The following is an 18,079-nucleotide window of genomic DNA, read 5'->3' on the forward strand; positions in this document are numbered from 1 at the left end:
GAACCCGGAAGTTAAGCCTTTCAGCGCCGATGGTACTGCAACCGAGAGGTTGTGGGAGAGTAGGACGCCGCCGGACATACACTTCGTAGAGGCCACCTTCGGGTGGCCTCTACGACATTTACACCGAGGAGAGTGACCCCCGTGGCCGACGAGCGACGCGGTAACCAGCGCCCCGCACGCAGCGGTGGTCGCAGCAGTGACCAGCGAGGATCGAGCCAGGGGCGCTCTGCTCAGGGTGGATCGGGTCAGGGTGGATCCGCCGGGGGCCGCGGTCGCTCGGCGGCCGGCGGTCGCAGCGGCGGGCCCCAGCGTGCGCAGGGCGACCGCCCTGGTCGCAAGAGCGACTGGAAGCGCCCGGCTGATCGCCAGCAGGAGCCCCGTACCGCCTCACAGGCGGAGTACGACGGCCCGGAGCTCCCCGACGAGATCACCGGGGCCGAGCTCGACCGCTCGGTGGCCAACCAGCTCAAGGGGCTGCCGGACAAGCTGGCCTCGAGGATCGCCCGCCACCTGGCCGCAGCCGGTCTGATGATCGAGGACGACCCGGAGACGGCGTACCGGCACGCACTGGCCGCACGCGCCCGCGCACCGCGGCTCGCCGTGGTGCGTGAGGCGGCCGGGGAGGCGGCCTACGCCGCCGGCCACTACTCCGAGGCCCTGGCGGAGCTGCGCGCGGCGAAGCGGATGAACGGGGCCACGGCGTACCTGCCGATCATGGCCGACTGCCACCGGGCGCTGAAGCAGCCCGAGCAGGCCCTCAAGCTGGCCAAGAGCCCGTCGGTGGTGAACTTCGCTCCCGAGGCGAAGGCCGAGATGACGATCGTCGAGGCCGGCGCCCGACGTGACATGAAGCAGTTCGACGCCGCGCTGCGGACCCTCGAGCTCGCACCCCTGAACAACAAGTCACGCGCCGCGTGGGTCGTGCGGTTGCGCTACGCCTACGCCGACACCCTCGTCGCGGCCGGTCGCGAGAAGGACGCGCTCGAGTGGTTCCACCGCACGCACGCCATCGACGCCGACGAGCTCACCGACGCCGCGGAGCGCGCTGCGACGCTGGAGCGCAAGCTCGGCGACTGACGCTCGACTCGTGCGTCACTGACGTCCCACCCGTCCCGTCCGGGGTTGTCCACAGTTTGAGGACACCCCGTCGCGGTAACACTCCGTCGTACCTACCGTGGTGGTAGGCGCACCGGGTGCCTACCTCACTCCTCCTCGGGACGGGAGCGACACGCATGGCGCAGAGCACCGCGCACGACGAGCTGGTGGAGCGTCTCGACGTCGACGTGCGCTCGCTCGTGCGTCGCGAGGGGGTCGATCCCCAGCGTGACTCCGCCGTCGTCCGGCGCATCGCCGAGGGTGTGGTGCGCGACCACGACGAGCGCAGCCTCACTGGCGCCGTGGCCCCCGTGGTCGACGTCGAGGCCCTGGTCGGGGAGCTGGTCGCGCGCGTGTCCGGCTTCGGCCCGCTGCAGCCCCTCCTCGACGACCCGAGCGTCGAGGAGGTCTGGATCAACGACCCCAGCCGCGTGTTCGTCGCTCGTAACGGGCGCCACGAGCTCACCAACCTGATGCTGTCGCCCAGACAGGTCACCGAGCTGGTGGAGCGGATGCTGAAGTCCAGCGGGCGCCGGATCGACGTCAGCAGCCCTTTCGTGGACGCCATGCTGCCCGAGGGCCACCGCCTGCACGTGGTGCTCGAGGGGATCTCGCGCGGCTTCTCGGCGGTCAACATCCGCAAGTTCGTGCTGCGTGCCGCCCGGCTCGGTGACCTCGTGGAGCTCGGGAGCCTCACTGCCCCTGCCGCGACGTTCCTCGAGGCGGCGGTGCGCGCCGGGCTGAACATCCTGGTCGCCGGCGGGACCCAGGCCGGCAAGACGACCATGCTCAACTGCCTGGCCGCGGCCATCCCGGGCGGGGATCGGGTGATCTCCGCCGAGGAGGTCTACGAGCTGCGCTTCCCCCACCCCGACTGGGTGCCGCTGCAGACCCGTCAGGCGGGCCTCGAGGGCACCGGTGAGATCCGGCTGCGCGACCTGGTCAAGGAGAGCCTGCGCATGCGACCGAGCCGCATCATCGTGGGAGAGGTGCGTGCGGAGGAGTGCCTCGACCTGCTCCTCGCCCTCAACGCCGGGCTGCCCGGCATGTGCACCCTGCATGCGAACAGCGCCCGTGAGGCGCTGGTGAAGATGTGCACCCTCCCACTCCTGGCGGGGGAGAACATCTCGGCCCGCTTCGTCGTGCCGACCGTGGCGTCGTCGGTGGACCTGGTGGTCCATCTCGGGGTCGACGGCGCCGGGGTGCGGCGGGTGAACGAGATCGTCGGGGTGCCCGGGAGGGTGGAGCAGGACGTGATCGAGACCGAGCCCGTGTTCCTGCGCTCGGGCGGGGAGCTGCGCCGCGCCCACGGGTCGGCCCCGCGGCCGGAGCTCTTCGAGCGGGCCGGCATCGATGTGCGAGCGCTGCTGGCGGGGGACGAGAGCGCCGGCTACGGGCGGCGGTCCTGATGGGGGCGCTCGTCGGGCTGGGCGTCGGCGTTGGACTCCTGCTCGTCTGGTCGGCCTTCACCTCGCCGCGCGCCGCCGCCCCCGGCCCGCCGCGCGCGGGCCGGGTCGAGACCCTGCTGGCCAGGGCGGGTCTCGCCGACGTGTCGGTCACGGCGTTCGTCGTCCTGTGCCTCGTGCTCGGGTCGGTCGCGGCCCTGGTCGTGCAGGTGGCATCTCGCACCCTGCCGGTCTCGCTGGCCTTCGGTGTGCTCGGTGCCTACCTTCCCGTGGCCGTCGTCGCGGGGCGGGCACGGACCCGGCAGGCGGAGCTCGCCGAGGTCTGGCCCGAGGCGGTGGACAACCTCGCCAGCGCGGTGCGCGCCGGGCTCTCGCTGCCCGACGCCCTGGCCAACCTGGCCACGAGGGGCCCGGAGCCCCTGCGCGACGCCTTCGCACAGTTCGCGCTCGACTACCAGGTGACCGGGAGGTTCGGCGACTGCCTCGACCGGCTCAAGACCCGGCTGGCCGACCCCGTCGGTGACCGGGTCGTCGAGGGCCTGCGGGTCGCCAGGGAGGTCGGCGGGGGCCAGCTCGGGCGGCTGCTGCGCAACCTGTCCGGCTACCTGCGCGAGGACGCGCGCACCCGCTCGGAGCTGCAGTCGCGTCAGGCCTGGACGGTGAACGGCGCCCGACTCGCGGTGGCGGCACCGTGGCTGGTGCTGCTCCTGATGTCGTTCCAGTCCGAGGTGATCCGACGCTACGCCTCGCCGGCCGGCGTGGTCGTGCTGAGCATCGGCGCCGTGACCTGCGTCGTCGCCTACCGGGTCATGATGCGCATCGGGAGGCTCCCCACGGAGCGGAGGATCCTGTCGTGACGCCGGCCTGGTGGGGCGCGGTGCTGGGCGCGGTGGCGGGGGCTGGTCTGCTCCTGACGCTCGCGAGGGTGCGTGCGGTGCGACGCCCACAGCTCGAGCCGCGCGTGCTGCCCTACGTGCGCGACCTCCCGCAGGTCGCCGGCACCGCCGCCGCTCGTCCGGGTGGGGCCGCCGGCCGGTCGAGCACCGTGGTGGGACAGGTCTTCGGGCCGCTGGTGAGCAGCCTCGCCGCCACCGTCGAGCGGGTGCTCGGCGGAGCCTCCTCGGTGCGCCGGCGCCTGGAGCGCGCCGCCCTCGACTCCTCCGTGCAGGAGTTCCGGGTGGAGCAGGTGCTGTGGGGTCTGTGCGGCTTCGCCGTCGCCGCGGCGTGGGGCCTGCTCCAGGCGCTGTCGGACCCCACGGGCGCTCCGCGGTCGGCGCTGCTGTGCGTGATCGCCTTCGCCCTCGGCGTGCTGGCTCGCGACAACCGCCTCTCCGCGCAGGTCGCCGCGCGGGAGCGGCAGGTGCTGGAGGAGTTCCCGACCCTCGCCGAGCTGCTCGCGCTCGCCGTGGCCGCGGGGGAGAGCCCGGTGGGGGCGCTGGACCGGGTGGTGCGGCGCAGCGGGGGAGCGCTGAGCGCCGACCTCGCCGCCGTGCTCGCCCAGATCCGCACCGGCGAGCCGGTGGGCGCGGCCTTCGACCGGCTCGCGGCGACCACCGGGCTGCCGCTGGTCTCACGCTTCGCCCAGGGCATCGCCGTCGCCGTCGAGCGCGGCACCCCGCTCGCCGACGTGCTGCACGCCCAGGCGGCCGACGTGAGGGAGGCGGGGCGTCGCGAGCTGATCGAGTCGGCGGCGCGCCGCGAGGTGCTGATGATGGTGCCGGTCGTCTTCCTCGTGCTCCCCGTGACCGTGCTCTTCGCCTTCTGGCCCGGTGTCGTGGGCCTCAGCCTGGTCGCCCCCTGACCCGGCGCTCGACCTCTCGGAAAGGAACCTCCTGTGACCACTGCGACCCTGCTCCTCCTCCGCCTGCTCCTCCTCCTGCGGCTGCGGCTGGCCCCTCCGGGGCGCCGGCGCGACGGCCGCGGTGACGTGCCGGGGTGGGTGCTGGTGACCGTCATGACCGCGGGCCTGGTGGTGGCGCTGTCGGCGGTCGCGCGCGACCAGCTCACGGCCCTGCTGCGGGACGCGCTGAACTCGGTGAAGTAGTGGGTCGGCGTGAGGACGGCTCGGCGGTCGTCGACTTCGTCCTGGTGCTGGTCGTGCTCGTGCCGGTGGTGCTGGGGGTCCTCCAGGTCTCGCTGACCCTCTTCGTGCGCAACACCCTGGCGGCTGCCGCGGCCGACGGTGCCCGGATCGCCGCGACCGCCGACGCCGACGGCGGTGACGGGGCGGCGGCGGCGCGCGAGCAGGTGGCCGGCGTGGTCGCGGGGCGGTACGCCGAGGACGTGCGGGTCGAGCGGGTGCTGCTCGACGGGGCGCCGGCGTACCGGGTGACGGTGACGGCACGGGTGCCGGCGCTCGGCATCGGCGGCCCGGCCGTGGAGCTCGACGTCGCGGGCCACGCCGTCGAGGAGCCCACCGTGGAGGGGGCGACCCCGTGAGCCGGCGCCGCGGGAGGGGTGAGGACGCGGGCAGTGCGCTCGTCGAGCTGGTGTGGCTCGGCATCCTGCTGCTGGTGCCGATCGTGTGGATCGTGCTCAGCGTCTTCGAGGTGCAGCGCGGAGCGCTCGGTGTGAGCGAGGCCGCCCGCGCCGCGGGCCGGGCCTTCGCGCTGGCCCCCGACGACGCCACCGGCAGGGAGCGGGCCGAGGCCGCCGCCCGGCAGGCCCTCGCCGACCAGGGGCTCGAGGACGTCGGGGTCGACGTCGCCGTCAGCTGCGTGCCGAGCCCCGACTGCCACAGCCCGGGCTCGGTCGTGACCGTGCGCGTCGACTCCGGCGTGCGGCTGCCGCTGCTGCCCGACGCCCTGGGCGGGGGAGCGCCCAGCTTCGCCCTCGACGCCAGCCACACGGTGCCGATCGGTCGCTACCAGGAGGCGGGGTCGTGAGGGCGCGGGGCCAGGACGAGTCGGGGCAGATCAGCCTGCTGGTCATCGGCTTCGCCTTCGTCCTGCTGATGGGCGTGGCGGCGGTGGTCGACGCCACCGCGGCCTACCTGCACCGCTCCGGCCTCAACACCCTCGCCGACGGGGCCGCGCTGACCGCGGCCGACCGCGCCGGCGCCGGCGAGCAGGTCTACACCGACGGCCTCGGCGGGGAGCGGCTGCGGCTCACCGAGGCCACGGCGCGCGGCGCGGTGCAGGCCTACCTGCAGCAGGTGGGCGCCTACGCCGAGTACCCCGGGCTCGCCGTCGCGGTGAGCGTGGCTCCCGGCAGCGACGAGGTCACCGTCGAGCTGCGCGCCCCGCTCGACCTCCCGCTGAGCATCCCGGGATCGCCGGGCGGCGCCGTGGTCGGCGCGACCGGGTCGGCGGTGGCGAGCATCGGCTGAGCCCGGGGCTCGCCACCATCAACGGCGCACCTCGACCGACACGAGTCGGTCGCGACCCGGCCCGCCCGAGGCGGTGTCGCGGCCGGGACCGCCGTCCAGCAGGTCGTCGCCGGCGAGGCCACGCAGCAGGTCCCGGCCCCGACCGCCGTCGACGTCGTCGGCGCCGGCCCACGCCACGACCAGGTCGTCGCCCGGCCCGGCGAGGAGCAGGTCGGCCCCGGCGGCGCCGACGAGGAGGTCGTCGCCGCCCCCGCCGCGCACGGTGCCGGCGCGCGTGGCGGGGTCGGCCGGGCCCACCTCGCCCTGGAGGCTGAGCCGGTCGTCGCCCGGGCCACCGGCGAGGCGGTCGCCGCCGCCCTCGCCCTGCACGTCGTCGACGACGTCGGACCCGCGCAGCACGTCGGCCTGGGGGGAGAGGTGCACGCGTCCCCACGGGCCGACCAGCCGGTCCTCGCCCTCGCCGTGGGCCGTGCCGGCCCCGAGGTCCACGGTCACGGCGGTGGCGGAGCCCTCGAAGGTGACCACGTCGAGGGGCTCGCCCGAGCGGGGGTCGGGGCCGGCGTCGAGGACGTCGTCGCCCGGTCCGCTGACCAGCACGTCGCCGATGCGGTAGGGGCCGTAGGGCTCGGGGGCGTCGACGTACCCGTCGAGACCGCCGAGCAGCACGTCGTCGCCGGCGCCGCCGTCGAGCCGGTCGCCGCCCGCGCCGCCGCAGAGGACGTCGTCGCCGCCGAGGCCGTCGACGACGTCCTGTCCGTCGCCGGCGTCGATGACGTCGGGTCCCTCGGTGCCCACGAGGTGGTCGTCGCCGGCCGTGCCGAGGAGCGTGGGCTCGTCGCACGCCCCGCTCGGTGCCTGCGCCCCGGCGGGGGCGACGAGGCAGGTGGCGACGAGAGTGGAGGCGCCGACGGCCAGGGTCACGAGGCGTGCCCGGCGGGCGAGGTGGGAGATCACGCCTTTACGTTAAGGCGCTCACCACCGCTTGCGCAGGCTGGCGACCTCGGAGTCGGACACGATGCGCTGCAGGCGGCCCAGGGCGTGGTCGCGGCTGCGCAGGAAGCGGTCGAGGAACGCGGTGCTGGTCGTGCGCAGCACCGGGTCGCCGCCGGTGTCGAGGTCGTGGCCGACCCCGCTGAGGGTGATGAGGCCCTTGGTGCGGCGGGCCTGCTGGTAGGTCTCGCGGGCGCCGGCGTAGGGGATGACGGTGTCGGCGTCGCCGTTGAGCATGAGCAGCGGCGGCCCGCCGACGGGGCGGAAGGTGGGGTCGAAGGACGTGCCGGCCTTGGCCACGACCGCACGGATGCGGCCGTCGCGCTGCTCGCTGTCGACCAGCGCCAGACCGACGATGGCGCCCATCGACGTGCCGATGTAGCCCACCGGGCCGCCCTGGCGGACGCGGCCGGAGAGCAGACCGCCGGAGCGGTCGGAGACCGCGCGGACCGTGGTGAGGGTGCGTCGCACGTCCTTGGCGTAGCCGGCGATGTCGAACCCGCCGGGGAAGGTCGGGGCGGCCACGACGTAGCCGGCCTCGACGAGGTAGCCGTGGAGCGCGGCGGCGGAGGCGCCGTCGCCCCCCGAGCCGTGGCCGGCTAGGACCAGCGGGGAGACCCGGCACACCGGCGTCGCGCCGACGCCGTCGGAGGTCGCGGGGTAGGCGACGGTGGCCGGGAGGTCGCGGCCGCGCGAGCGCACGGTCACGGTGGTGGTGCCGACGTGGAAGGGGCCGCTGGCCTCGACGCAGCCGGAGCGGCGGGGCTCGGCCGCGGCGGCGGGGGCCGGCTGCGGCGCGAGCGCGGCGAGCGGGAGGAGCGTCGCGGTCAGGGCCGCGAGGGTGAGCAGGACAGGGAGCAGCGGCCCGCGGGCCGTCGAGGTCTGTGGGAAGAGGCGCACCAGCCCGAGCCTGCACCACGCGGCGACCCGCCCGCATCGCCACGATGGCGTATCCCGACCCCGGGACGACCCGCCCGGTTCGTCGTACGGTGGGGTGCGTGAACTCTCGGACCCCCGCCCCGACCGCCTCCCGCCCTGCTCTCGCCCGCCTGGCCGCCCTCGTGGCCGCGCCCGCCGTGCTCGCCGCCCTGGTGGCGGCGTCCGGACCAGCCGTGGCCGCCGGCACTGACGCCCAGCAGCGCTACCAGGGCGCCGCCGTGCGCCACACCAACGGCGAGCGCACCGACCGCGACCTGGTCGCCCTGAAGCGCCAGAAGTGCGTGCAGAAGTACGCCGTGAAGCAGGCCCGCTGGATGGCGGCCAACGAGACCATGGCCCACCAGAACCTCCAGCCGATCCTCTCCGACTGCGGCCTGCGCAGCGTGGGGGAGAACGTCGCCTACGGCTACGCCGGCGGCAAGGCGGTCGTCGCGGCGTGGATGGACTCGCCCGGGCACCGCGCCAACATCCTCGAGCCGTCCTACCGCCTGGTCGGCCTCGCGGCGCGCACCGACGACGACGGCACCTGGTACGTCGCCCAGGTCTTCGGTCGCAAGTAGGCCCCGCTCGCCCGGGGACGTACCCTGGGCCCGTGGCAGGACCCGATTACGACACCGAGATCAAGCAGCTCCAGGCGACGATGCGCACCATCGAGCAGGTGCTCGACATCGGCGCCATGCACAAGGAGATCGCCGACCTCGCCGAGCAGGTGGCGGCGCCCGACCTCTGGGACGACCAGTCCAACGCGACCCGCGTGACCGGTCGCCTCTCCGACCTCCAGGGCCAGGTCGACCGCTTCGCCGCCCTGGAGAGCCGCATCGAGGACCTCGGCATCCTCGCGGAGCTGGGCCAGGAGGAGGGCGACGCCGACTCGCTGGCCGAGGCCGAGCGCGAGCTGGGCAAGATCAAGGCCGCGGTCGAGGGCCTCGAGGTCCGCACCCTGCTCAACGGCGAGTACGACGCGCGCGAGGCGCTCGTGACCATCCGCGCTGGCGCCGGCGGCGTCGACGCCGCTGACTTCGCCGAGATGCTGCTGCGCATGTACACCCGCTGGGCCGAGCAGCACAGCTACCCCGTCGAGGTCTTCGACACCTCCTACGCCGAGGAGGCCGGGCTGAAGTCGGCCACCTTCGCGGTCCACGGGGCCTACACCTACGGCACGCTGAGCGTCGAGGCCGGCACCCACCGCCTCGTGCGGATCAGCCCCTTCGACAACCAGGGCCGCCGCCAGACCTCCTTCGCGGCGGTCGAGGTCGTGCCCGTGCTCGAGCAGACCGACGAGATCGACGTGCCCGACGAGGAGATCCGCGTCGACGTCTACCGCTCCGGCGGCCCGGGCGGGCAGTCGGTCAACACCACCGACTCCGCGGTGCGGCTGACCCACATCCCCACCGGCACCGTCGTGTCGTGCCAGAACGAGAAGAGCCAGCTGCAGAACAAGGCCAGCGCCATGGTGGTGCTCAAGGCCAAGCTGCTGGCGCTGAAGAAGGCCGAGGAGAAGGCCCACCTCGACGGGCTGCGCGGCGACGTGCAGGCCTCGTGGGGCGACCAGATGCGCAACTACGTCCTCAACCCCTACCAGGTGGTCAAGGACCTGCGCACGACCTACGAGTCGGGCAACCCCTCCGCGGTCTTCGACGGCGACCTCGACGGCTTCCTCGAGGCCGGCATCCGCTGGCGCCGCGGCAGCGAGAAGGCCGACGAGAACTGACCGCCCGACCGCTCAGCGCGGCCGCACCACCCGGGACCACGCGCTGAGCGGGCTCGCGCCCTGCGCGTTGAGCGCCGTCACCGCGAGGCGGTAGCGCCCCGCGCCGAGCCGCAGGCTCGCGCGCCGGCGCTCGGGGGAGAGCAGCGGGCCGGTGCTGGTGCGCACCACGGCACCGTCGCGGTCGAGACGCTGGGCGGTGACCCGCCACCCGGTCACCGCGAAGCCGCCGTCGTCGACCGACGGCGTCCAGCGCACCGCGAGGGTCAGCGGCCGCCCGGACCGGCCGGGCCGCACCCCGTCGAGCACCGGCGCACCCGGCGCCGTGACCTCGACCGGGTCGGGGACCGGGTCGGGCTGCTCGCTGCTGTCGGCGCAGGCGCCGACCACCGAGAGCACGTAGGAGCCCAGGCTGCCGTAGTCGTCGTAGCCCGTGCTCCAGCCGCCCGCGCCGACGCCGTCGACGGCCACCCACAGCGGCTCGTCGGAGACCGGCAGCGACACGGTGGCCCCCATCCCGGTCAGCCGGCCCTGCACCGACTGCACCAGCGGGTCGGCCGTGGCCAGCGTGGCGCCGGAGGCGTCGAGGAGGCTCAGCTCGAGGTCGAGGTCGGGGCTGGCCAGCGCGGTCGCACCGGTGACGGAGACGGGCCCGGTGCACGGGCCGAGCGCGAACACGTCCACGTCCTCCCGCGTCGTGATGTACGCCGGCCCCGCGGGCGGCGCGGCGGCCGCGGTGGCGATGTCGGCCCCGGCCTCGTCGGCGCGCAGCGGCAGGCCGTGGGTGGCGATGAGGGCCAGGTCGTCCTCGGTGCTGGTGGCCCCGGCGTAGGAGCCCTGGCTCCACTGCACGACCGGGCGACCGGTCGAGCCCATGATGGGGCCCCAGAGGCCGTGGCCGCCGTAGTAGTCCCGGGTGCCGTAGCCGTCGTGGCTCAGCGAGAGGTTGTGGCCGACCTCGTGGGAGACGGTCTCGGCGATGCTGGCGACGTCGTCGTAGTAGGCGGTGAAGGCCCAGGCGGGCTGGTAGCGGGCGTGGCTGCGGGTGGCGTCGAAGACGTCGAGGTAGGCCACACCGGTGCAGCCGGGGTCGCCGCAGATCGCGGCGTGGGCGCGGGTGTCGCCGGTGATCATGGCGACCGTGCCGTACTCCTGGTCGGCCTCCCCGGAGCGGTCGATGCGACCGGGTGGGGGCGCCTCGGTGGTGACGTCGACGTCGAAGGACGCGAAGTCCTCGGCGACGCGCTGCCACACGACCTGCACCACGGCGCGCTCGGCGGCGGAGAAGGTGGACGGGTCGCCGTCGAGGTCGTAGCCGGTGACGGCGCCGTCGGGGAAGGACGCGTCGTTCCACGCCGTGCCGGCCACGGTGCCGCCGTCGACGTCGAGGTAGATCGTGCGCCGCGAGCCGGGGAGGCTGTGCAGCGCGAAGGTCTGGTCGTCGGGGAAGGGGGCCGCGAGGGCCTGCGCCTCGCGGGTGGCGTCGGGGGCCTCGGCGGGCTCGGGCCGGTGCGGGTCGACGTCGCGGAAGAGGACCCTGCCGCGCTCGTCGACGCGGACCGTGGGGTCGCCGGTCAGCAGGTCGACCAGCGCGGTGGCGGTGAGGTCGTTGCGTGCCGCGGCCTCGTCGAGACGCCCGCCCAGCAGGCGCACGGCGCGCTCGCCGCCCGCCGGGGCGGGGAGGAGTCGGGAGGTGCCGGGCGCCGGGGACGCCGGGTCGGGGGCGGGGGCGGTTGCGGGGGCCGGCGAAGCGCCGGCGCCGGCGAGCGTGCCGGCGAGGCAGGCGAGCACGGCCAGCGTCGCGACGATCGTGCGGCGTGGACCGGGCCGGGCGTGGTGGCGCAGCGACATGACGGGTCTCCCTCCCGCCGGGAGGCTAGTCGCGCGGGACCCTCTTGCGGGCGGCTTCGCCCGGATCCGTGCCCGCCCGCGGGCGGGAGGTCAGCGTCGGGAGGTCAGCGTCGAGGGCTCAGGAGGTGGCGGAGCCGGCCAGCGCCACGGCGGCGCACCAGCGGCTGCCGCGCTCGAGGAGGTCGGCCCGCTCGGTGGAGCGCGGGAGGGTGAGCGAGCAGGAGAGCCAGGCGTCGCCGAAGAGGCCGGCGTACTGGACGCGGGTGACGGGTCCGGCCTCGCAGACCAGGCCGAGCGAGGGGGCGCCGTACTGCTCGGCCTGGCGCGGGCGGGCGCAGCCGTCGGCGGTGGCCAGCGTGCGGACCAGCTGCCGAGCCCGGTCCTTCGGCACCGGGGGAGCGAAGACCCAGGCCCGCGCCGCCTCGCGGCCCGCGCCGCTCCAGGTGCAGCTCCACTCGTGGGCGACGTCGCGCACGCCCCCGGTCAGCTCGACGCGCTGGCCGTTGCCGTAGGACTCGGCGTCGGCCGGCGCCCCGCCCAGCGCGTCCTCGACCGCCGCGGGGTCGACGGTCGGGCACAGGTCGCCGCGGGTCACGGCCAGGGTCGTGGTGTCGAGGTCGGCCAGGCCCGCCGGCGGGGCCGGCGACGCCGACGGGGTGGGCTCGCTCGGTGCGGGCGCGTCGTCGCCGCCGGTGCACGCGGTCAGGGCCACGACGAGGGCGAGCGCCGTGGCGCCCAGCCGGGCGGCGGTCGTGGTGCGACCCGCGAGGGGGCGGCCGGAGGCGGTCATGTGAGCCACGATACGAGCGTCGCCGGGGCGGGCGTCGAGGTCCCCACGCGGGTGGTGCCCTGGCGTACGCTCCTGCGGGTGATTCGCTTCGAGAAGGTGACCAAGACCTACCCCGGCACGGGCGCGCCCGCCCTCGACCAGGTCAGCGTCGACGTCGAGAAGGGCGAGTTCGTCTTCCTCGTCGGCGCCTCGGGCTCGGGCAAGTCCACGGCCCTGCGCCTGGTGCTGCGCGAGATGCGGCCCACCGACGGTCGCGTCTACGTCGCCGGCAAGGAGATCAACCGTCTGGCGGGCTGGAAGGTGCCGCGGCTGCGGCGCCAGATCGGCACCGTCTTCCAGGACTTCCGGCTGCTGCAGAACAAGTCGGTGGCCGAGAACGTCGCCTTCGCCCTCGAGGTGATCGGCAAGTCGCGCTCCGAGGTCCGCTCGACGGTGCCGGAGACGCTGGAGCTCGTGGGTCTCGAGGGCAAGGCCGACCGGATGCCCGACGAACTCTCCGGCGGTGAGCAGCAGCGCGTCGCGATCGCCCGCGCCTTCGTCAACCGGCCGATGATCCTCATCGCCGACGAGCCGACCGGCAACCTCGACCCGACCACGTCGGTCGGGATCATGAAGCTGCTCGACCGGATCAACCGCACCGGCACCACGGTGGTCATGGCCACCCACGACCACGGCATCGTCGACCAGATGCGCAAGCGCGTCATCGAGCTCGAGGACGGCCGGGTCATCCGCGACCACGCCCAGGGCGTCTACGGCTTCCAGCACTGACCTGTCCCTCCGGGACCGACACACCCCCGGGCCGCGGCCCGGACCACCTCAGGAGATCTCCCTCCCCTCATGCGCTACGTCTTCTCGAACCTCGGCCAGGGCCTGCGACGCAACCTCTCCATGCACCTGGCGGTGATCCTCACCCTGTTCGTGTCCCTCACCCTCGTCGGACTGGGGCTGCTGGTGCGCGCCCAGGCCGAGAAGGCCGTCGACCAGTGGGGCAGCGAGCTGCAGATCACCGCCTTCCTCTGCCGCTCCGACGACCCCGACCCGAACTGCCAGAGCGCCGTGACCGACCAGCAGAAGGAGGAGATCGAGCGGGTCGTCGAGGCCAACCCCGAGGTCGAGTCCTACTACTTCGAGTCGCAGGCCACGGCCTTCGCTAAGGCCAAGGAGCTGCTGGGGCCCGACGAGGCCGACCGCTTCGAGGGGCCCAACGCGATCCTCACCGAGGACGACCTGGCCGAGTCGCTGTGGATCACGCTCAAGGACCGCGACGAGTACCAGGGCATCACCAGCGAGATCGTCGGGCTCGACGGCGTCGCCAACGTGCGCGACCAGCGGGAGGTGATCGCGCCGCTGCTCAAGATCATGACCGCGATGCAGGTCGGCTCGCTCGGGGTCGCCGTCTTCCTGGTCGTGGCCGCGCTGCTGCTGGTGGCCAACACCATCCGGCTGGCGGCCTTCGCCCGACGCAAGGAGATCGGGATCATGCGCCTGGTGGGCGCCTCGACGGTCTACATCGCGCTGCCGTTCCTGCTCGAGGCGGTGGTGACCGCGTTGGTCGCGGTGGGGCTCTCGGTGGTCTCGCTGGGGGCGTTCATGTACTTCGGCGTGGAGCAGCGGTTCACCGACTACCTGGGCTTCATCCCGTGGGTGGGCGTCGACGACTACCTGCTGACCGTGGCCGTCGTGGCCGTCCTCGGGCCGGTGCTCACCCTGCTGCCGACACTCCTGCTGACGCGCAAATACCTCAAGGTCTGAGCCCGGCGGGTTACCGTCGACCCGCTCTCTTCCCCGAGCAGTCCCCGATCAGTCGAAGGCATGACGTGCGCTCCTTCCCCAGCGCCGCCCGCCGTCGCCTGGCGTTGGTCCTCGCGACCTCAGCGCTGGCGACCGGCGCCGTGGCCGTCCCATTCGCCCAGGCAGACGACGACCTCCAGGACCAGCAGAAGCAGGTCGAGAAGCAGATCGAGCGCGCCCACGACGAGCTCGACGAGACCAGCGCCGCGATGCGCCGGGCCCAGGGCGCCCTCGACGCCGCCCAGGCCGAGCTGGACGCCGCGGTCGCCGAGCTCGCCGCCGTGCGCGAGCGGCTCGACGCGGCGCGCGAGCGCGACGCCGAGATGGCCGAGGCCCTGGCCAAGGCCGAGGACCGGCTGTCCACCGCCGAGAGCGACCTCGCCGAGGGCCAGCAGGCCCTCGCCGACCAGCGCACCGAGGTGACCGACTCGGTCAACGAGCTCTACCAGCAGGGCGACCCGCAGCTGATGTCGCTCACCGCTCTGATGAACTCCGGCTCCCTGGGCGACCTCACCCGCCAGCAGCAGACCGACCGCGTCATCTCGAGCAACCAGACCGAGGTCTACGACGAGCTCGACGCCGCCGAGGTCCTGCTCCAGGTGCGCGAGGACCAGCTCTCCGAGGCCCGCGACGACGTGGCGCAGCAGCGCGAGGCGGCTGCGGCCAACCTCGCGACGATGCGCGCCCTCACCGCCCAGGCCGTGGCCGGGCGCGAGAAGGTGCGCGACAAGGTCGCCGTACGCCTCGACGCGCGGCGCGAGGCGTCGGCGGCGCTGGCCAAGGACCGCGCGCTGCTCTCGCGGCTGCGCAACCAGGAGGCCCGGATCAAGCAGCAGATCATGGAGGCTGCGCGTGCCTCGCGCGGGACGAGCGTCTCGGCGTCGGCCGACGGCTTCCTGCTGCCGCCGGTGACCGGCCCGGTCACCTCGCCCTTCGGGATGCGCACCCACCCCATCTACGGCTACTACAGCCTGCACGACGGCACCGACTTCGGCGTCGCCTGCGGCGAGGGCATGCGCGCCTCCGGCGACGGCACCGTGATCTCGAAGTACTACTCCTCGGTCTACGGCAACCGGCTCTACGTCAACCTGGGCCAGGTCAACGGCAAGAACCTCACCGTCGTCTACAACCACGCCTCCGGCTACCGCGTGGACGTCGGCGACCGGGTCTCGACCGGGGAGATCGTGGGCTACGTCGGCGACACCGGGTGGTCCACCGGCTGCCACCTGCACTACACCGTGCTGGTCAACGGCAACGCCGTGGACCCCATGACCTGGATGTGACCGCAACCCGATTGACCCGACCTGGGACAATGGACGGATGGCCAGGGAGCAGGGGCGCAAGCTCATCGCGCAGAACAAGAAGGCGCGTCACGACTACCTCATCGAGGACGTCTACGAGGCGGGCCTGGTGCTCGTCGGCACCGAGGTGAAGTCGCTGCGCCAGGGGCGCGCGTCGCTCGTGGACGGCTTCGTCGACATCGACCGCGACGAGGCGTGGCTGCACGGCGTGCACATCCCGGAGTACTCCCAGGGCACCTGGACCAACCACTCCGCGCGCCGCAAGCGCAAGCTGCTGCTCAACCGGGTCGAGATCGACAAGATCGAGCGGCGGGTCTCGGAGAAGGGCCTGACGATCGTGCCGCTGTCGCTGTACTTCCTCGACGGCCGGGCCAAGGTCGAGATCGCCACCGCCAAGGGCAAGAAGACCTGGGACAAGCGCCACGCGCTCGCCGAGCGCCAGGCCGTGCGCGAGACCGAGCAGGCCGTGGGTCGCCGGATGAAGGGCATGCGTGACTGACGTCGCGCCGGTGCGCGCGTTCTGGGAGGGCCTCGGCCTGCCCGGGCTGTACGACGTGCACACCCACTTCCTCGCGCCCCCGGTGGAGCACAAGGTCCACGCCGTCTTCGACGCTGCCGGCCCGAAGATCGGCCGGCCCTGGCCCATCCGCTACCGCCTGCCCGTCGAGGAGCGCGTCGCGCTGCTGCGCGCGATGGGGGTGCGGCGCTTCTCGACGCTGCCCTACGCCCACCGCCCCGGCATCGCCGGCTTCCTCAACGAGTGGGCCGCGGGCTTCAAGCGCGACGTGCCGGAGTCGCTGTGGTCGGCCACCTTCTACCCCGAGCCCGAGGTCGGCGACTACGTCGCCGCGTCGATCGAGGCGGGCGTCGAGGTGTTCAAGGTGCACGTGCAGGTGGGGGAGTTCGACCTCGACGACCCGCTGCTGACCCCGGCGTGGGGCGCGCTCGAGGACGCCGGCACACCCGTGGTGGTGCACGCCGGCCACGCACCGGTCGGCAACGGCTTCACCGGACCCGCGCCGATGGCGCGGCTGCTGGCGGCCCACCCCCGGCTCACCGTGGTCGCCGCACACCTCGGGGCGCCGGACTACCTCGACTTCGCCGACCTGGCCGCGCGCTACGAGCGGGTCCACCTCGACACCACCATGGTCTTCACCGACTTCTGGGACACCGACTACCCCGACGGGCTCACCGAGCGGCTGCGCGACCTGCAGCCCCGGGTGCTGCTCGGCACCGACTTCCCGACCATCCCCTACCCCTACGCCCACCAGCTGGAGTCGCTGGCCCGCCTCGACCTGGGCGAGGACTGGCTGCGCGACGTGTGCTGGCACAACGGGATGCGGCTGCTCGGTCCCGCCTGAGTCACCCGGCGCGGACGAGGGTGGTCCAGCCGTGGGGGTTGGTCCAGGTGTAGGTGCCGTCGGGGGCGCGGTGGTAGCTCCAGGGTGGGTTGCCCTCGGAGCCGGTGGTCTTGAGGCGGTGGTGGTGGCGGCACAGGGGCGCGAGGTTCGAGGGGTGGGTCTGGCCGGGGCGTCCGCCGTGGTCGAGGGGTCGGTAGGGGGTGATGTGGTCGAGGTCGCAGCGTCGTGAGGGCACGGTGCAGCCGGGGAAGACGCAGCGTGGGTCGCGCAGGGTGACGTGTTCGCGCATCCAGGGTGGTGGGTCGTGTCGGTCGACGGCGCCGGCGGTGGTGGGGTCGAGGTCGAGGACGGGGCGCACGTAGACCTTGGTGCCGTCCAGCCAGCGGCGCAGGGTGGTGGTGGAGACGACGCCGAGGCCCTCGACGACCGCGGTGCCGGGTGGTGGTCCGGTGCGGTCGATCTGGGACAGGTGGCTGGTCTCGTGGTGGCGATGGACCGGCGTGGGGCGTAGGTCGGGTCCAGTGGTGCGGTACGGGTCGCCCGCAGGGTGCTCGTCGGCGGGCTGCTCGTTCGCGGGCTGTTCGTCGGTGGCCGGGGCTTGGCTTCGAGACGCTCGCTGCGCTCGCTCCTCAGCCACTGGGGCCGGGGCCTGTCCGGCGGTGGTCTCGGGGGCTTTGCCTGCGGCGGGGCTTCGAGACGCTCGCTGCGCTGGCTCCTCAGCCACCGGGGCCGTGGCCTGTCCCGCGGGGACGGTCTCGTGGTCTACGGGGGTGGGGAGGTCCCGGGGGTCGGGTGGGGGCTCTTCCGCCGGGGCCTCGGTGGGTGGCGGGGGCTCCTCCAGCGCTGGTTCTTCTCCGTTCATGCGGGTGGCGTCGAGGGCGGCGAGGGTCTCGGCACGCTCGAGGTCCTCGGGGCGCAGGTGGAGGTAGACGACCCGTTCCTTGGCAGTCGTGGGCTCCACCGAGTCCAGCGCGGTCAACCCTTGGGCGCGGTCGGTGATGACGCCGATGGCGCGGGCCTTGCGGACCTCGAGGGACTCGACTACTGCTCCGGTCGAGGTTTGGTGGCGGCCGAGCTCGGCGGCGGTGGCGCAGATGAGGTCGTGGAAGCGGGTGAGGTCTTGGGTGTCGCCGGTGGCCTCGAGCCAGGAGGTGCCGGAGGCGGAGCCGCGGTCGATGTCGTGGGTCACCCTCACGTTCCACCCACCGTGGGCTCGTTCTTCGAGGGCGGCCTGGGCGTGGGGGTCGTGCCTGGCGGCTGCTTCGGCGACGAACAGCTCGATGCGCCGCGCGCCGAGGCTCTGCACGCGGGGGCCGAGGGCGGCGACCTTGCGGTCCACGAACGCGGCACCGGTGTCGTTGAGCACCTGGGTCTGGGAGGCGATCCGGCGCGCCCGCCAGCCGGGGAGGGTGAGGTCGTCCACCATCGCCCAGATGCGGGGCAGGCGGTGGACCAGCTCCATGACCTCGGCGAGGTTGCAGCCGGCGTTGACCGGCGACATCTCCAACGCCAGGGCCAA

19 protein-coding genes, 1 rRNA gene and 1 pseudogene are annotated in these 18,079 nt (G+C 73.9%); 16 read left to right on the forward strand and 5 right to left on the reverse strand.

The features are described 5' to 3' along the window. The 9 genes from rrf to LPA27_RS17865 all read left to right on the forward strand — a co-directional run. Nucleotides 1-76 (forward strand): 5S ribosomal RNA (gene rrf / locus LPA27_RS17825); the annotation flags it as partial. Between the two features lie 377 nt (nucleotides 77-453). Beyond that, the gene (locus tag LPA27_RS17830) at nucleotides 454-1,077 is read left to right on the forward strand and encodes a hypothetical protein (protein ID WP_228943298.1); all 624 of its coding nucleotides are present in this window, start codon (nucleotides 454-456) and stop codon (nucleotides 1,075-1,077) included. A gap of 155 nt (nucleotides 1,078-1,232) precedes the next feature. Continuing rightward, nucleotides 1,233-2,504, forward strand: coding sequence for a CpaF family protein (locus LPA27_RS17835; RefSeq protein ID WP_228943299.1), 1,272 nt, complete (start codon nucleotides 1,233-1,235; stop codon nucleotides 2,502-2,504). Then, complete coding sequence (locus LPA27_RS17840; protein ID WP_056903509.1) at nucleotides 2,504-3,358, forward strand: type II secretion system F family protein; 855 nt, start codon at nucleotides 2,504-2,506, stop codon at nucleotides 3,356-3,358. Before LPA27_RS17835 ends, LPA27_RS17840 begins: the two co-directional genes overlap by 1 nt. Beyond that, a complete protein-coding gene (locus LPA27_RS17845) occupies nucleotides 3,355-4,302 on the forward strand; it encodes a type II secretion system F family protein (protein WP_228943300.1) in 948 nt (315 codons plus the stop codon). Before LPA27_RS17840 ends, LPA27_RS17845 begins: the two co-directional genes overlap by 4 nt. A gap of 33 nt (nucleotides 4,303-4,335) precedes the next feature. Beyond that, a complete protein-coding gene (locus tag LPA27_RS17850) occupies nucleotides 4,336-4,545 on the forward strand; it encodes a hypothetical protein (RefSeq protein WP_228943311.1) in 210 nt (69 codons plus the stop codon). Continuing rightward, nucleotides 4,545-4,940, forward strand: coding sequence for a TadE/TadG family type IV pilus assembly protein (locus LPA27_RS17855; RefSeq protein ID WP_228943301.1), 396 nt, complete (start codon nucleotides 4,545-4,547; stop codon nucleotides 4,938-4,940). Before LPA27_RS17850 ends, LPA27_RS17855 begins: the two co-directional genes overlap by 1 nt. Next, entirely contained in the window at nucleotides 4,937-5,386 is a 450-nt protein-coding gene (locus LPA27_RS17860) for a hypothetical protein (protein ID WP_228943302.1), read from the forward strand. Before LPA27_RS17855 ends, LPA27_RS17860 begins: the two co-directional genes overlap by 4 nt. Continuing rightward, nucleotides 5,383-5,829, forward strand: coding sequence for a pilus assembly protein TadG-related protein (locus LPA27_RS17865; protein ID WP_228943303.1), 447 nt, complete (start codon nucleotides 5,383-5,385; stop codon nucleotides 5,827-5,829). Before LPA27_RS17860 ends, LPA27_RS17865 begins: the two co-directional genes overlap by 4 nt. A gap of 18 nt (nucleotides 5,830-5,847) precedes the next feature. Here LPA27_RS17865 and LPA27_RS17870 read toward each other — a convergent pair whose 3' ends face one another. Together LPA27_RS17870 and LPA27_RS17875 are read right to left on the reverse strand one after the other, a co-directional pair. Beyond that, entirely contained in the window at nucleotides 5,848-6,783 is a 936-nt protein-coding gene (locus tag LPA27_RS17870; protein WP_228943304.1) for a calcium-binding protein, read from the reverse strand. A gap of 18 nt (nucleotides 6,784-6,801) precedes the next feature. Continuing rightward, complete coding sequence (locus LPA27_RS17875; protein WP_228943305.1) at nucleotides 6,802-7,719, reverse strand: alpha/beta hydrolase family protein; 918 nt, start codon at nucleotides 7,717-7,719, stop codon at nucleotides 6,802-6,804. Nucleotides 7,720-7,817: 98 nt separating this feature from the next. On the opposite strand from LPA27_RS17875, the gene LPA27_RS17880 reads away from it, so the two are divergent. Then, nucleotides 7,818-8,318, forward strand: a complete 501-nt coding sequence (locus tag LPA27_RS17880) for a CAP domain-containing protein (protein ID WP_228943306.1) — start codon at nucleotides 7,818-7,820, stop codon at nucleotides 8,316-8,318. Nucleotides 8,319-8,350: 32 nt separating this feature from the next. Then, nucleotides 8,351-9,469, forward strand: a complete 1,119-nt coding sequence (gene prfB, locus LPA27_RS17885; protein ID WP_056863612.1) for a peptide chain release factor 2 — start codon at nucleotides 8,351-8,353, stop codon at nucleotides 9,467-9,469. A gap of 12 nt (nucleotides 9,470-9,481) precedes the next feature. Here prfB and LPA27_RS17890 read toward each other — a convergent pair whose 3' ends face one another. Together LPA27_RS17890 and LPA27_RS17895 are read right to left on the reverse strand one after the other, a co-directional pair. Beyond that, nucleotides 9,482-11,317: a hypothetical protein gene (locus tag LPA27_RS17890; RefSeq protein WP_228943307.1), complete on the reverse strand. Its 1,836-nt coding sequence runs from the start codon at nucleotides 11,315-11,317 to the stop codon at nucleotides 9,482-9,484. A 118-nt stretch (nucleotides 11,318-11,435) separates the two neighbouring features. Next, the gene (locus LPA27_RS17895; protein ID WP_228943308.1) at nucleotides 11,436-12,107 is read right to left on the reverse strand and encodes a hypothetical protein; all 672 of its coding nucleotides are present in this window, start codon (nucleotides 12,105-12,107) and stop codon (nucleotides 11,436-11,438) included. 78 nt (nucleotides 12,108-12,185) lie between these two features. Between LPA27_RS17895 and ftsE the strand changes: the two genes are divergently transcribed. The 5 genes from ftsE (at nucleotide 12,186) to LPA27_RS17920 (ending at nucleotide 16,560) form a co-directional block, all read left to right on the forward strand. After that, the gene (ftsE, locus tag LPA27_RS17900) at nucleotides 12,186-12,875 is read left to right on the forward strand and encodes a cell division ATP-binding protein FtsE (RefSeq protein ID WP_056864531.1); all 690 of its coding nucleotides are present in this window, start codon (nucleotides 12,186-12,188) and stop codon (nucleotides 12,873-12,875) included. A 69-nt stretch (nucleotides 12,876-12,944) separates the two neighbouring features. After that, entirely contained in the window at nucleotides 12,945-13,859 is a 915-nt protein-coding gene (gene ftsX, locus LPA27_RS17905) for a permease-like cell division protein FtsX (protein ID WP_056863615.1), read from the forward strand. A 140-nt stretch (nucleotides 13,860-13,999) separates the two neighbouring features. Beyond that, nucleotides 14,000-15,181, forward strand: coding sequence for a peptidoglycan DD-metalloendopeptidase family protein (locus tag LPA27_RS17910; RefSeq protein ID WP_228943309.1), 1,182 nt, complete (start codon nucleotides 14,000-14,002; stop codon nucleotides 15,179-15,181). 37 nt (nucleotides 15,182-15,218) lie between these two features. Further along, nucleotides 15,219-15,698 carry an SsrA-binding protein SmpB gene (smpB, locus tag LPA27_RS17915; RefSeq protein WP_056863617.1) on the forward strand — a complete coding sequence of 160 codons (480 nt, stop codon included), beginning with the start codon at nucleotides 15,219-15,221 and terminating at the stop codon, nucleotides 15,696-15,698. After that, a complete protein-coding gene (locus LPA27_RS17920) occupies nucleotides 15,691-16,560 on the forward strand; it encodes an amidohydrolase family protein (RefSeq protein ID WP_228943310.1) in 870 nt (289 codons plus the stop codon). The genes smpB and LPA27_RS17920 overlap by 8 nt, the downstream gene beginning before the upstream one ends. A gap of 1 nt (nucleotide 16,561) precedes the next feature. Here LPA27_RS17920 and LPA27_RS17925 read toward each other — a convergent pair. Further along, a pseudogene (locus LPA27_RS17925) lies at nucleotides 16,562-18,079 on the reverse strand (hypothetical protein); the annotation flags it as partial.

The sequence above is a fragment of the Nocardioides sp. Leaf374 genome (assembly GCF_916862475.1).
Taxonomy (GTDB): domain Bacteria; phylum Actinomycetota; class Actinomycetes; order Propionibacteriales; family Nocardioidaceae; genus Nocardioides; species Nocardioides kribbensis.